The organism is Sphingomonas sanguinis (assembly GCF_001476905.1).
GTDB classification, from domain to species: Bacteria; Pseudomonadota; Alphaproteobacteria; order Sphingomonadales; family Sphingomonadaceae; genus Sphingomonas; species Sphingomonas sanguinis_B.
On record NZ_LDTE01000125.1, the window covers coordinates 1 to 14,596 of the forward strand.

Annotated in this window: 9 protein-coding genes and 1 pseudogene; 4 read left to right on the forward strand and 6 right to left on the reverse strand. The window is 67.8% G+C overall.

The genetic code is table 11. The features are described 5' to 3' along the window. The first annotated feature begins 47 nt into the window (after positions 1 to 47). A pseudogene (locus SB4_RS19255) lies at positions 48 to 805 on the forward strand (IS5 family transposase). A gap of 53 nt (positions 806 to 858) precedes the next feature. Here SB4_RS19255 and SB4_RS16780 read toward each other — a convergent pair. From SB4_RS16780 to SB4_RS16805, 6 genes are all read right to left on the reverse strand, one after another. Next, complete coding sequence (locus SB4_RS16780) at positions 859 to 2,073, reverse strand: DUF885 family protein (protein ID WP_058753493.1); 1,215 nt, start codon at positions 2,071 to 2,073, stop codon at positions 859 to 861. Then, positions 2,070 to 5,870: a LamG-like jellyroll fold domain-containing protein gene (locus SB4_RS16785; protein WP_058753494.1), complete on the reverse strand. Its 3,801-nt coding sequence runs from the start codon at positions 5,868 to 5,870 to the stop codon at positions 2,070 to 2,072. The genes SB4_RS16780 and SB4_RS16785 overlap by 4 nt, the downstream gene beginning before the upstream one ends. Continuing rightward, the gene (locus SB4_RS16790) at positions 5,867 to 7,153 is read right to left on the reverse strand and encodes an MFS transporter (protein ID WP_017979823.1); all 1,287 of its coding nucleotides are present in this window, start codon (positions 7,151 to 7,153) and stop codon (positions 5,867 to 5,869) included. The genes SB4_RS16785 and SB4_RS16790 overlap by 4 nt, the downstream gene beginning before the upstream one ends. A 59-nt stretch (positions 7,154 to 7,212) precedes the next feature. Next, on the reverse strand, positions 7,213 to 8,007 hold the full coding sequence (locus SB4_RS16795; protein WP_058753495.1) for a 2-keto-4-pentenoate hydratase: 795 nt from the start codon (positions 8,005 to 8,007) through the stop codon (positions 7,213 to 7,215). 63 nt (positions 8,008 to 8,070) lie between these two features. Continuing rightward, positions 8,071 to 9,501 carry a mannitol dehydrogenase family protein gene (locus SB4_RS16800; RefSeq protein WP_058753496.1) on the reverse strand — a complete coding sequence of 477 codons (1,431 nt, stop codon included), beginning with the start codon at positions 9,499 to 9,501 and terminating at the stop codon, positions 8,071 to 8,073. Further along, complete coding sequence (locus SB4_RS16805) at positions 9,498 to 10,997, reverse strand: UxaA family hydrolase (protein WP_058753497.1); 1,500 nt, start codon at positions 10,995 to 10,997, stop codon at positions 9,498 to 9,500. Before SB4_RS16805 ends, SB4_RS16800 begins: the two co-directional genes overlap by 4 nt. Positions 10,998 to 11,110: 113 nt before the next feature. On the opposite strand from SB4_RS16805, the gene SB4_RS16810 reads away from it, so the two are divergent. The 3 genes from SB4_RS16810 (at position 11,111) to kduI (ending at position 14,512) form a co-directional block, all read left to right on the forward strand. Continuing rightward, on the forward strand, positions 11,111 to 12,139 hold the full coding sequence (locus SB4_RS16810) for a LacI family DNA-binding transcriptional regulator (protein WP_058753498.1): 1,029 nt from the start codon (positions 11,111 to 11,113) through the stop codon (positions 12,137 to 12,139). A 79-nt stretch (positions 12,140 to 12,218) separates the two neighbouring features. After that, positions 12,219 to 13,667 carry a glucuronate isomerase gene (uxaC, locus tag SB4_RS16815; RefSeq protein ID WP_058753499.1) on the forward strand — a complete coding sequence of 483 codons (1,449 nt, stop codon included), beginning with the start codon at positions 12,219 to 12,221 and terminating at the stop codon, positions 13,665 to 13,667. 2 nt (positions 13,668 to 13,669) lie between these two features. Beyond that, the gene (kduI, locus tag SB4_RS16820; protein WP_058753500.1) at positions 13,670 to 14,512 is read left to right on the forward strand and encodes a 5-dehydro-4-deoxy-D-glucuronate isomerase; all 843 of its coding nucleotides are present in this window, start codon (positions 13,670 to 13,672) and stop codon (positions 14,510 to 14,512) included. Positions 14,513 to 14,596: the final 84 nt, after the last annotated feature.

Below are 14,596 nucleotides of genomic sequence, written 5' to 3' on the forward strand. Positions count from 1 at the left end.
GATTGAGTCTCAGCCCTAGGCATCCGTGTGGAGATGCGGGGCGAGTGATGGGGATCAAGCGGTATGAGCTGAGCGAGGCGCAATGGTCACGAATTGCGTCGCTGGTTCCGGGCAAGACGACCGATCCCGGCCGAACGGGCGCCGATAACCGCCTGTTCGTAAACGGATGTTTGTGGGTGCTGCGCTCTGGTGCCCATTGGTGCGATCTTCCGGACCGCTACGGCAAGTGGAAGACGGTGCACCGACGTTTCAGTCGCTGGTGCCATGCCGGCGTCTGGGAGCGGGTGTTCGAGGCGCTGACGGCGGACCGGGACAACGAGTATCTGATGATCGACAGCACGATCGTTCGCGCTCACCAGCAGTCGGCGACCGGAAAAGGGGGGGCAAGGACCAGGCGCTGGGGCGTTCCCGAGGGGGACTGACGACCAAGCTCCACATGCTCGCCGACACGTTCGGTCGGCCCCTGCGGTTCCGGATCACGCCCGGGCAAGCTAGCGACATCGCCTGGGCGTCCGGGCTGCTCGAAGGCCAGCGCGGGGGAGCGGTGCTCGCCGACAAGGCGTATGATAGCAACGACTTACGCAGCCGGATCGCTGCGATGCACGCCGAGGCGGTTATCCCATCCAAGCGTAACCGAAAGGTCGCCATCCCGCACGATGCCGGCATCTACAAACATCGCAACCAGATCGAGAGATGCTTCAGTCGCCTCAAGCACTTCCGCCGCTTCGCCACCCGCTACGACCGACGCAACATCCACTTCACCGGCTTCGTCCACCTCGCCGCCGCCATGATCTGGCTACGCTGAATGTCGATACGGCCTAACAGAATGGAAGAGGCTTGCGAGCTCGGCTGCCAGCCTTAAAAGACTGACGTGTAGCGTAGCAGCGCCGTGATCTGCTCGCTGCGGACACGTCCCCAGCGGAGTAACGCGGCGTGATAGGCCGACCACAGGATACGTCGGCGGGGACGGAGGCGCTCGAGGCGCAGCGGCAGCCACGCTTCGGCGGCGCGGATCGCAGGGGCCTTCGCAATCCGTGCGGTATCGGATGCGAAGGGAGCGAAATAAGCGGGTTCGCCCATCGTCTCGCGCATTGTGGCGAGCGCTTGGTCGGGGGGCGTACCGTGCGCGTTCATCGCCAGGTCGGCCAGCCCGCGCGTCACCCGGAACAGCATCCAGTGAATATGCCCCAGCATGGTCGCCGGATCGCTGAACAGGCCGGCGTCGGCCATCAGCATTTCGGCATAGACGCCCCAGCCTTCGCTGAAGCCGGCGGCATAGCGGAGCCGCAGCGGGTGGGGGTGGGCGAGCGCCTCAAGCGGCATCTGCGCCATATGGCCGGGCAGAAGCTCATGCGCGACGACACTGGGCAGCGAAAAGCGCGGGCGGCGGCGGATGTCCTTGAGGTCGACGACGTACAGGCCCTGCACGCCCGGGGCGGGAAGGATGCGGTAGCCGCCCTTGCCCGCGGCGATCTCGGCAGCGTCGAGCGGGCGGACGTCGACCGACAGGCAGGCGGCGGGCAGCGGGCCGATCAGGCGAGGCATTTGCGGGCGGATCGTCGCGAGCGTTGCGCGCATCGCCGCCACCGCCGCCTCGCGCCCGGCGGCATCGTCGGCGAACAGCCAGCGCGGATCGCGCCACAGCGCCTCGAACCGGGCACCCGTCGTGCCACCCGCGATGCCCAGCCGGTCGAACAGGCGCGTCGCGCGCGCGTCCAGCGTTGCTTTGGCGGCGGCGAGGTCGCGCGCGACGATATCCAGCCGCGCGTCGTTGCCCGCGACCCGCTGCGTCTGCAACGAAAAGCGCGTCGCTGCGTCGCTGGCGGTCGTCAGGGCGACGTCGATCGCAAGGCCGGCGCGGGCAGCCTGCAGGTCGAGGCGGCGGCCGGTGCTGGCGCCCGCCGCGGACAGCGGGGCGAGCAGGTCCAGCGCCTGGGCAGGAGGCAGCGTCGCCGCGGTGTCGAGCGCGGCGCCGATCGTCTGGTCGTCGTCCGTTCGGGCGAAGACCGGCGCGGCGAGGGCGGAGGCCGCCCCCGTGCCGAGCGCCACGAGGACCTGCCGCCGCCGCATCATCGCGCGGGCTCCAGCGCCACCCGGTTGTTCAGCCGCGTCACTTCGGGGGCGTCACCGGGCAAGGCGATCTCGACGCTCGTCGCCTTGGCCGGGGCGGCAATGCGGATCGTCGCGGTGCGGGGGCGCAGATCGGTCGGCGCGGCGAGCGGCGGGATCGCCGACGTCGCCAGCACCGCGCCGTCGGCGCCGCGCACGGTCAGCGTACCCCCGGTGGTCGGCTGCGCGCCGAGACTATGGACGGTCACCGTCAGGCTGCGGCCGTTGCGCACCACATCGTTGCGGCCGATGCCGATATCGGGACGCTGCTCGACCGGCCCGGTCGGCTTGGCGAGCGTGACGTCATAGACGGTGGTGGTGTGCGGCGTGAAGGCGACGGTGGTGCCGAGGCTGCGTTCGAGCGGCAGCGTGGTCGCGCCGCCATCGGCCACCAGTGTCTTGCCGCCGTCGCTGCTCGTCGCGCGCTGCATCGTCCATTGGCCCGCGGTGACGTTCCACGTCGTCATCTCCGCCCGCTGCACGCGGTCGGTGCGGTTGTAGGCGATGACGCGGAAGTGATCCGGCGTCGCGTTCGGCATCAGGATTGCGACGTCGCCAGCGGCGTCGGGCTCGGCGAAGCGCCACGATACCGTATTGCCCGGCCACGTCTGGTTCCGGCGCAGCGCGATGCCGCCCAGCCGTTCGCGTTGCAGGATTTCATTGGGCTGTTCGACGCGGTCGGACCACCAATGGCCTTCGGTGTACATATATTCGTGCTGCGCCTTGTCGGCGATGGCGTCGGCATGCAGCCGTTCGAGCGCGGTGACGTCGCCCGTCGCATCCCAGCGCGTGTAGAGCGCGAACGGATCGTCCTTTGCCGCTGCGGCGATGGCGTCGCGATAACTCGTGCCTTCGGGCAGAACGGCGAAGGCATTTTCGTTCATTTCGGCCAGCGATGCTGGTCCCGACTTGGCGATGCGGCTGGTCAACGGGCGGAGGTATTTGGCATCGCCGGTGAAGCGCCACGCGCTCCACGCACTCTGCAACGGCGTCGAGATGCCGCCGCCGTCGCCGGCCCGCTCGGCGTCGCTGTCCCAGTGGATTTCGTTGGGATAGCTCCAGACGCCCTTCGCATCCTGTTTGCCGTGCGCCATCCAGCCGTCGATCACGCCGGTCACCAGCCCGCGCGCGGCGGGATTGCCGTTGTACAGGCCGATCAGGATCGGCGCGTGCATGACGGTGAAGGCATAGGGTTTCTGCCATGCCCAGGGTGCGTCGCGATACATCTTGCGCCCGCCGTACCAGCTTGAGGCGAAATGCAGGTGCCCGGCGGGGTTCTTCATGATCACGCCCTGTAAGGCGCGCGTCGTTTCCATCAGCCGCTCGACCGCCTTGGGCTCGCCCCAGTTGAGGTAGAGGCGTTCGGCGTCGGAGTTCAGCCCCTCCTCATAGGCGTGGAGCTCGTCGGTGGTGATATAGCCCAGGCCATTGACGCGCATGCCGTTGGTGTAGACCGCATCGGACAGCGCGCGCAGCGAGGCGTTCACCTTGTCGGGCTCGACCCCCATCAGCGCCAGGCCCGGCCATTGCTGCGTCAGGTCGGTATCGTCCGAAATGCCGCCGCCGAAGTCGCCATAGGGGACCTGGCGGTGATCGATCCACCAGTCGACGAAGCGGCGGACGTATTTCAGGTCCTCGAGCTGGCGGAACGCCCACAGCGGCTCGCCTTTGGTCGGGACCGGCTGGGTGAAGGGCGGCAGGTTTTCGGGGCGATAGTCTATATCCGCCCAATAGGCCTGCGCCTCCTTATGGTCCGGATCGACCCGCAGCAGATCGGTGATGTCGGCGAACAGGCGGCGATACAGCGCCATGCGCTTCGATGACGTATGCTCCTCGACCAGGAAGGCCCAATTGTCCTTCACCTGGTTGAAGCGGTCCGCGACATGTTCGGTGATCGCCTGCGCGCGGGGCTTGAACACCAATCGGATGCGCGCGCCGTCGAGGCTCTTGGCAGAGAAAGCGGGGTCGGACGCCGCGATCGACAGATACAGGCTGTCGTTGGGCAGGATGCGATCGCGCAGGTCGAGCCACAGCGTGCGCTTCTGCCCCGGCGGGACGGTGACCGACAGGTCGATCATGTCCCGCTCGGGCCAGATCGGGTCCTTGACGCGGATGTCGAGCGCGACCGGCTTGGTGCCGGGCAGCGCGGGCAGATCGATCGCGATGCCGTCCAGCCCGTCGCGCAGATTCTGCCAGCCGTAATCGAAGGCGCGGGCGACCGGCTGGTCGGGCAGCGCATCGCCCAGGGTCGCCGGGATCAGGATATGGACGATCGGCGCCATGCCGGCGGAGCGCGCCACGGTGCCGCCACCGCCCGCCGCGCCAGCGCCGACCGCAGCCTTTACGCCCGCGGTCGGCATCGCGACGACCGTCGCCCGCTCGTCGGGAGCGTAGCGGCCGGCGATGAAGCCGTTGAGCGGCGCCAGCGCGGCGAGCGTCGGCGCCATGTCCGCCCGGATCGTATAGTCGAGCTTGAAGCTGCCCGCCGGTTCGGTGCCGGCGCCGATGTCATAGGCCCACAGCTCCTGGATCGGCTGTTCCTGCATCACGTTGGTGAAGTGCAGCGTGCCGCCGGTGCGGGGCGCGAACTGGTCGACGCTGCGCACCACGCCCTTCGGCCGGGTGGCGAGAATTGTGCCCTTGCCGTCACCCGTCCAGCTGAGGCTGCCATAGGCCGCGCCGCGTAGTTCGACGCGGTTGAAGCGTTCGCCCGCCGGCACGGTCAGGTCGTAGCGCTTGCCGCCTTCGACATAGACGTTCCAGTCGGGCAGCTCGAAATAATCGTCGCGACCGGGCAGGCGCGACCGATTGTAGACGCCGGGCCAGGTCGTCTCGGCGATGCCGTCGACGCCCTTCCACATCCATTCCTTCAGATCCTTCGCATCCGCAAACTCGACCTTGCGCACGCGGGTGACCGGCGCGTCAAGCAGCGGCGGCAAGCCTTTGTCCCAGCCGTAGCGGTGCAGCCATGCCTGCCGCTCCGCTTGCGGATCGGCAGCGGGCAGGGGCCCCGGCTCCGCCTTCGCCGCCAGCGCGGCGACATTGGCGGGGGAGAGCATCCGGTCGTAGACGCGGATATCGTCGACGTCGGACCCACGCATGAAATTATAGCGGCTCTGCACCTGATGCGGCGCCAGCACGCGCCCCGCCAAGCCGAACTGGTCGAGGCCGGTGTCGAGGTCGGCGGTCTGATCCTTGCGCGCGACCTCCTTGCCATCGACGTAGAGCGTCACGCCCTTGGTCTCGTCCCAGGCGAAGGCGATATGCTGCCACGCCTTCGCATCGGGGATGGTCGGCATGCGCCACGAGACGCGGATGCGCGACAGGTTCGTGTCGGTGACGAAAGCGTCGAAGCCGTGGCCGTTCCAGTCGATCCGCAGGAACGCAATGTCCCAGCTGGTATGATCGGCGAAGCCGGCGCGGAAGATGACGAACGGCGCCTCGCCCAGCGGTTCACGCGCACGCCAGAAGAAGGAGAGGGTGCCGCGCGTGCCACGCATATTGCCCGGCGCCCGCCACGCGACATAGCCGTCGTCCGCCCAATGCGCCGCGCCGCCGATCGCACCGTCGGGCACGATGCGCACGTTGGCGCGGAAGTTGGGCACGGCCTCCCCGTGCGCGACCGTCGCGTCGAAGCCGGTGTCGAGCGGCGCGTGGAACAGCAGGCCGGGCGCTGTCTCCTGCGCCTGCGCCGTCGTTGCCGTAAGGGCGGCGGTCGCCAGTGCGAGCGCGGAGGTCAGCGAACGCCGGCCGCCCTTCACAACGCGTCGACCCGCGCGAGGCGTGGGCTGAGCAGATGGACGACGCCGACCGCGATCAGATAGACGCTGCCCGCCACCGCGAAGATGATCGTGTAGCTGCCCGTCGTCTGCAGGATATAGCCGGTGAACTTCGCCATCATCATGCCGCCGATTGCCCCGACCGTGCCGCCGATGCCAACCACCGATCCGACCGCCGCCCGCGGGAACATGTCCGACGGGATGGTGTAGAGGTTGGCCGAGAAGGCTTGGTGTGCCGCGGTGGCGAGGCCGACGATCGCGACCGCCAGCCACAGATGGTCGACATATTGCGCGAAGAAGATCGGCGTCACCAGCAGCGCGCAGGCGAACATCGTCCATTTGCGCGCCGCATTGGCGGTGAAGCCGCGCTTCATCAGCCGCGACGACGACCAGCCGCCCGCGATGCTGCCGAAGTCGGAAATCAGATAGATGACGACCAGCGGCGGCCCGAAGCTGACGAGATCGAGGTGATAGGTCTTGGCGAGAAAATCGGGCGTCCAGAACAGGAACAGCCACCAGATGGGATCGATCAGGAACTTGCCGAGCGCATAGGCCCAGGTCTCGCGATAGCCGAGCAGCTTCAGCCAGCCGATCTTCTGGACCGGGTCGGCGGGATCGCTTTCGATATAGGCGAGCTCGGCGGCGGACACTTTCGTGCTTTCGCGCGGGCGGCGGTACAGCGCGATCCAGGCGACCAGCCACAACAGGCTGACGGCGCCCGTTACGATGAACGCCATCCGCCAGCCGAAGGCGAGCGTGATGACCGGCACGATCAGCGGCGTCACCACCGCGCCGACATTGGCGCCGGCGTTGAAGATGCCGGTCGCCAGCGCGCGCTCTTTCGCCGGGAACCATTCGGTCACCGATTTCAGGCCTGCGGGGAAATTGCCGCTTTCGCCGATGCCCAGAATGAAGCGCGCGACCGAGAATTGGAACGCCGAGCCGACGAAGCCGCACAGCGTATGGCCGAGCGTCCAGATGACGAAGGCGATCGAATAGCCGATCCGCGCGCCGACCGCGTCGACGATCCGCCCGAAGCTGAGATAGCCGATCGCATAGGCGGCCTGGAACCAGAAGATGACATCGGCATACGTCGTTTCCGACCAGCCGAGTTCGGCCGAGATCGTCGGCTTCAGCACCCCGATCATCTGGCGGTCGACATAGTTGATCGCGGTCGCTGCGAACAGCAGGCCGCAGATCACCCAGCGATAGCGGCCGACGCTGGCGGGCGCGGCCGTGACCTCCGGCGCTTCGATCGTTGCCATCGGTCTGTCTCTCCTGTGTCAGCGGCCTCTTGGCGGGCCGTTCGTCGTGGGATGGCGCGTTATTGCGCGGTGATCGTGCAGTGGATCGACAGGCGGCCGTCGAACCGCGCCTCCACCCGGTCGCCGACGGCGACCTGATGGACGCCGGTGACCGCACCGGTCGAAATCCACTGTCCCGCCGTAACCGGGATATTGCGTGCAGCGAGATGCTGGAACAGGAAGCGCGCCGCGCCGAAAGGGCCGTCGAGCATGTCGGCGGCGATGCCGGTGCCGATCTCCGCATCGTTGATGTAGAGCGCGACCGGCCAGCAATTGAGGTCGGTATCCTGCCAGCCGTCGATCGCGGCGCCGATGACGAGGCCGTTGTTGTTGCCGAAATCCGAAATGGTGACGGTCGGCCCGTTGGTGTTGATCCCGGGGAAGGGGGAGCTCGCGATCTCGATGCCGACATGCACCGCATCGATCAGCGCGCGCGCGTCCGCCATGGAAAAGTCTCGCTGCGCCGGATCGGGCGCACGGCCGATGCGCAGCAGGAATTCCGCCTCGGCCGCGCCGAAGCCATCGGCGAAGATCGGCATCTCGCAATCTTCGGTGTCGGTAACCTGATCGGCGAAGATCGGGCCGGCCAGGCGGTCGAACCCTTCGGCGGGCGGGTTGATCCGGCCGACCTTCCAGCCGGCGACCGGACGATCGCTGAGCGCCAGCGCGGCATCCTGGACCGCATAGGCGTTCGCCAGATCGTGCGGAATCGTACCCGGGTAGTCCGGCAACGCCGTGGCGGTCCGTCGCGCCTCCACGAACGCCTGCGCAACCTGCGCGATATCGCTGTCCGGCTTCACCGCAGCCCCTCCCATGTCATTCGTCGTTATCGGATCGATATGGGAAACCGGTGTCATTGGCAAGCATCGCGAGCGTCCTCACGCGAAAAATCGCGGCCAGTCCGCCGACGCGGCGGCCGTCGCGGCGGCCGCGATCGCCGCGCGCACCTCTGTGTCGGCAACGATGGCGGACGGCACGAGGTGACCGGCCGCGATCAGCGCATCGACTACCGCCGCGACGTCCTGTTCCCGCGCGATCGACAGCAGCGTGTCGGCCGCCGGATCGACGATCGCCGTGTCCGTACGCGCGCGTGCCATCAGGAATGCGACCCAACCGCCGAGCGCGCGGACCACATGGGCCGGCATGCGCCCCGCCTGCCGGTTGGCGACCAATGTATCGCCGAGGCGATAGGGCAGTTTCTGCGAACCGTCCTGCGCGATCTGGTCCAGCCGGTGGACGATCGCGGGATTGCGGAACCGCGTCAGGATCGCTCCCGCATAGGCGTCGAAGTCGAAGCCCGGCACCGGGGTCAGCATCGGCGCGATATCCTGCTGGATCATGGCGGCGACGAACGCGGCGAGCGGGCCGTCCGCCATCGCTTCGGCCACACTCGTCGCGCCGCGCAGCAGGCCGATATAGGCGAGGGTCGAGTGTGCGCCGTTGAGGATGCGCAGCTTGGCCCGCTCGTAGCTGGCGACATCCTGCGTCAGCGTCGCACCCACGCTGCCCAAGGCCGTGATGGCGTCGGCCCCGACGTCCTCGATCACCCATTGGACGAACGCCTCGCGCTGGACGGGGGCGTCGTCGTCCAAGCCGATCGCGTTGGCCACGTCGGTCAGCAACGTCGCATCGCTTGCCGGCGTGATCGAATCGACCATCGTGGAGGGGACGCGCACCGTCTCGGCGATCCATGCCGCCAAGTCCGCATCGCGGGCGGCGGCGAAGGCGACGAGCGCGGCGTGCAGCTTGCGCCCGTTGCTCGCCAGATTGTCGCACGGCATCGCCACGAACGGAGCGACGCCTGCGGCCCGGCGCGCGGCGAGCCCCGCCACCAGCCAGCCGACGATGCTGCGCGGCGGCTCGCCCGCCAGATCGTGGACGATATCGGCGTGGGTTATGTCCAGCGTGCCATCGGCCTGCAGGCAATAGCCCTTTTCGGTCACCGTCATCGTCACCAGCCGGACGTCGGGGTCAGCCAACAGCGCCGCGACGTCCGCCTGATCGTCGGGCCCCAAGAAGCGTTTGTGCGCCCCGATGATGCGCATGGCCGGTTCGGCGTCGCGCACCGCGAGCGTATACAGGCCGTCCTGCGCGGCCAAGGCTTCGACCGTGCCGGCGCTGCGCAGCGATACGGCTGCGATGCCCCAATCGGGGTCGCGTGCCAGCAGATCGTCGATATAGGTCGCCTGATGCGCGCGGTGGAAGGCGCCGGGGCCGAAATGCACGATGCCGATCTTGCCCTCCGGCCGCTCGCGCGGCGCCGCGATGGCGTCCGGGACCTGCGGCAGGGTGGCGCGGGATAGTCTCATAGCGTGACGCCTCGTTTCCAGATCGCGATCTCGCGCTCGCCATTGCGTTCGGCGGCGGTGGTCTCGCCCGACGCGACCGCGACGATCCGCGCGAGCAGGGCCTCGGATGCGGCGTCGAACCCGGTGTCGAGCACCGCGCCCGCATCGAAATCGACCCAGCCGGGCTTGCGCGCGGCAAGGTCGCTGTTCGATGCGATCTTGATCGTCGGCACCGGGAAACCCAGCGGCGTACCACGTCCGGTGGTGAACAGGATCGCCGTCGCCCCCGCGGCGGCAAGGGCGGTGGAGGATACCGCATCGTTACCCGGCGCCTCCAGCAAGGTGAGGCCGGTCTGCGTCGCCTCGTCGCCGTAATCGATCACCGCGCCGACGCGGGCCCGCCCGGCCTTCTGCACGGCACCGAGCGACTTTTCCTCCAGCGTCGTGATCCCGCCGGCGACGTTGCCGGGGGAGGGGTTTTCCGACACCGGCTCGCCGTGATCGAGGAAATAGCGTTTGAAACCGTTCACCACGCCGACGATCCGGTCGAACACCTGCGGCGCGGCCGCGCGATCCATCAGCGTCTGTTCGGCGCCGAAAATCTCGGGAATTTCGGTGAAGACGACGCGCCCGCCCGCCCCGACGACGCGGTCGCTCATCTGCCCGACCAGCGGATTGGCCGTTAGGCCCGACAGCCCGTCCGATCCACCGCATTTCACGCCGAGGAGGAGATCGCTGAGCGGGCACGGCGTGCGGTCCGCGCGTGCCGCGTCGGCAAGCGCGACGACCGCAGCGATGCCCTCTTCGACCTCGTCGGCGCTCAATTGGGCGGTCAGCGTGCGGACGCGGCCGCGATGTGCCGCCGGAACCGCATCGAGCAACGCCGCGACCTGATTCTCTTCGCAGCCCAGCCCGACAATCAGGACCCCGCCGGCATTGGGATGGCTCGCCAGTCCGGCCAGGATCGCGCGGGTGCCGCCCAAGTCATCGCCCAGCTGCGAACAGCCGTGCGGGTGGGTGAAGGCATGGACGCCATCCACCGCATCGCCGACCTGCGCCGCGGCGCCCGCCGCGATCCGCTGCGCCGTCCGCGCGACGCAACCGACCGTGGGCAGCACCCAGATTTCGTTGCGCGTCGCGACCCGCCCATCCGCACGACGATAGCCCATGAAGGTCGGGGCCTCGGCCCGCGGCAGGGTCGCTGCGGGCGCCGGCGCGTAGCGATAGTCGAGCGTCGCATCGAGCGCGGTCGACAGATTGTGGCTGTGAACATGCGCGCCGGGCCGGATGGCGGCGGTGGCATGGCCGATCGGAAAGCCGTATTTGAGGACGGGCGCTCCGATGCCCATCGGCAGCAGCGCGACCTTGTGGCCCCGCGCGATATCGTCGGCGAGCGTGATCGCGCTGCCGATCGCGCCCCCGGCGGCGCCATCAACCGTCAGCGTATCGCCGGCGAGTGCGTCGTCCAGCATCGTGGCGACCGTATCGGTCGGCGCCACCTTCCATGCCCTCGCCATGCCATCCTCTCGACATTTGTTTCGGTAACCGGTGTCAGATGTGTCCTGTCCGGACGATCTTTGCAAGGGCGTGGGACTGGCGGGATCGTTTCGCCCGCTTTACACCCGGTGCCATGCAGAAAACGGGACAGTCGACGATCAATGATGTGGCGCGCGTCGCCGGCGTGTCGAAAAAGACGGTGAGTCGGGTCATCAACCGCTCGCCTTTGCTCAGCGAGGATACGCGGAAGCGTGTGGAGGAGGTGATCGCAGGCCTGGGCTATATCCCCAATCCGCAAGCACGGGCGCTGGCGCTGCGCCGCAATTTCCTGATCGGCCTGGTCCACGACAATCCCAATGCGCAGACGGTGATGAACGTCCAGCAGGGCATGCTGGAGGCGCTGCACGATACCGAATTCGAAATGGTGGTGCGTCCGCTCGATCGCGGCTCGGCGACGATGCTGGAGGATCTGCGCCACTTCCTCGAACGCCAGCGCCTGTTCGGCGTGTTGCTGATGCCGCCGATCAGCGAGAACGATTCAGTGGCGAAGCTGTGCGACGATATCGGCTGCCGTTACGTGCGCATGGGGTCGGCGGTGCTGGATGCGGCCGACCATATGGTCGCCTCGAACGACCGCGAAGCGGTGCAGGGCGCGGTCGCCTATCTGATCGAACAGGGGCATCGGCGCATCGGCCTGGTCGCGGGGCCGCACGGCTTCCGCTCGGCGCGCGAGCGGCGGCAGGGCTTCGAGGATGCGCTGGCGGAGGCGGGTATCGCGCTGCCGCGATCGATGATCGCCGACGGCAATTATACCTTCGATTCGGGGCTGGTCGCGGCAGAGCGCTTGCTCGACGTCGTGCCGCGCCCGACGGCGATCTTCTCCTCGAACGACGAGATGGCGGCGGGCGTGATCCATGCCGCCCGCCAGCGCGGCCTGGAAATTCCACGCGACCTGTCGATCATCGGCTTCGACGACACGCCGATCGCCGCACATGTCTGGCCCCCGCTGACGACGGTGCGCTGGCCGATCGCCTCCATGGCGCGATCGGCGGCGCTGAAGCTGATCGCAGGCGGCATGGAGCAGGAACCGGACGTGGAAGAACCCTCGCTTTTTCTGTCGACGCTGATCCGTCGTGCGTCGGTCGCCGCACCGCGCGAATGAGGCTGGGGGTTGCGTCGCGATTTGACACCGGTTACCAAGCTGCCAGCCGCCTGACGAAGGGCGCTTCGAGAGGATAGAGATGGCCCGGGCTTTGCGCCTCGACCCCGACCGCCTGTTTCCGGCTGATCCGACGACACGCAGCATCGCGCGCACGCTGTATGCCGGTGTCGCAGGCCTGCCGATCGTCAGCCCGCACGGCCACACCGATCCGCGCTGGTTCGCCGAGAATGCGAACTGGACCGACGCGACCTCGCTGTTGCTGGCGCCCGATCATTATCTGTATCGCATGCTCTACAGCCAGGGCATCGCGCTCGACGCGCTGGCGATTCCGCACAAAGGCGGCGTGCCTGCCACCGATCCGCGCGCGGCATGGCGCCTGTTCGCGGACCAGTATCACCTGTTCCGCGGGACGCCCTCGCGCCTGTGGCTCGATCATGTTTTCGCCGAGGTGTTCGGAATCGAGGTGGCGCTGGAGGCGGAGACGGCCGACCTCTATTTCGATGCGATCGGAGAGGCGCTCGCCACCGATGCGTTTCGTCCACGCGCGCTCTTCGATCGCTTTCGCATCGATTTTCTCGCGACGACCGAGGGTGCGCAGGACAGCCTCGACGCGCATCACGCGATCCACGCATCGGGCTGGGGCGGACGCGTCGTCACCACCTATCGCCCCGATGGCGTCATCGACGTCGAGCATGAGGCGTTCGTGCCGGCGATGGCGCGCTTCGCCGAGTTGACCGGCGAGGACGTCTATGGCTGGCGGGGCTATCTCGCCGCCCATCGCAAGCGCCGCACCCACTTCCGGGCGGCGGGCGCGACCGCGACCGATCACGGCCATCCGACGGCGGCGACCGCTAATCTGACGCCGCAGGAATGCGAAGCGCTGTTCGCGCGCATCGTCGGCGGCGATTGGACCCCGGCGGACGCCGAGCTGTTCCGCGCGCAGATGCTGACCGAAATGGCGGCGATGAGCATCGAGGATGGCATGGTCATGCAGATCCATCCCGGCAGTTTCCGCAACCACAATGCGGGCCTGTTCGCCAGTCACGGTCGCGACAAGGGTGCGGACATTCCGACGCGCACCGATTACGTCCGCGCGCTCAAGCCGCTGCTCGACCGGTTCGGCACCTCGACCGATCTGTCGATCATCCTCTTCACGCTGGACGAGAGCGCCTATGCGCGCGAACTGGCGCCGCTTGCCGGTCATTATCCGTGCCTGAAGCTGGGCCCGTCCTGGTGGTTCCACGACAGTCCCGAAGGCATGCGCCGCTTCCGCGAGATGACGACCGAGACCGCCGGATTCTACAATACCGTCGGCTTCAACGACGACACGCGCGCCTTCCTGTCGATCCCCGCGCGGCACGACGTCGCGCGCCGCGTCGATTGTGCCTTCCTGGCGCGACTCGTCGCCGAACATCGCATCGCGGACTGGGAGGCGGCGGACCTCGCGCAGGAGCTGACCGCCGGCCTCGTCCGCCGCGCCTATCGTATCGACCAGAGCACGGCCGCCCCGCGCGGCCCGAAGGAGTGACCATGTACGACCGGACCTATTACGCGACGCATCCGGACATGATGGAGTGCGTGTCGAACGACGAGCTGCGCGACCGCTATCTGATCCAGGGGCTGTTCCGCGACGGCGAGTGCGTGTTGAACTACACGCACGCCGAGCGCTTCGTGATCGGCGGCGTCGCGGTGGCGAGCGGCAGCGTCAAGCTGCCCGACCAGACCGAGCCGGCATCGGCGGCAGGCCACCCCTTCCTCGAGCGCCGCGAGATGGCGATCGTCAACGTCGGCAAGGTCGACGGGACCGTGACGGTCGATGGTGAGATGTTCGAGCTCGGCAACAAGGACTGCCTCTACGTCACGATGGGCGCGAAGGACGTTCAGTTTTCGGGCAACGGCGCGCGCTTCTACCTCGCCTCGTGCCCGGCGCATCAGGCATACGAGACGCGCAAACTCGGCATCGCTGACGCCAATGCGCTCGAGCGCGGCAGCCTGGCGGAATCGAACGAGCGCACGATCTTCCAGCTCGTCATCCCCGGCATCTGCGACAGCGCGCAGCTGGTGATGGGCCTCACCGTGCTGAAGCCGGGCAGCGTGTGGAACACCATGCCCCCGCACATCCACGAGCGGCGCAGTGAGATCTATTTCTACTTCGAACTCGACAATCTCGACACCGACCGCGTGATGCACTTCATGGGGGAAGGTGAAGCGACGCGTCACATCGTGATGCAGAACGAGGAAGCGGTGATCAGCCCGCCCTGGTCGATCCATATGGGGGCGGGCACCAAGGCCTATGCCTTCATCTGGGCGATGGCGGGCGAGAACCAGGATTATACCGACATGAACGTGCTGGACATCTGCCAGCTGGCGTAAGCCGATCCTCCCTCCCCTGAAAGGGGAGGGTCGGGGAGGGGTGGCGTGCTCGCGGTACGGACGGGCGAGCACGCCACCCCTCCC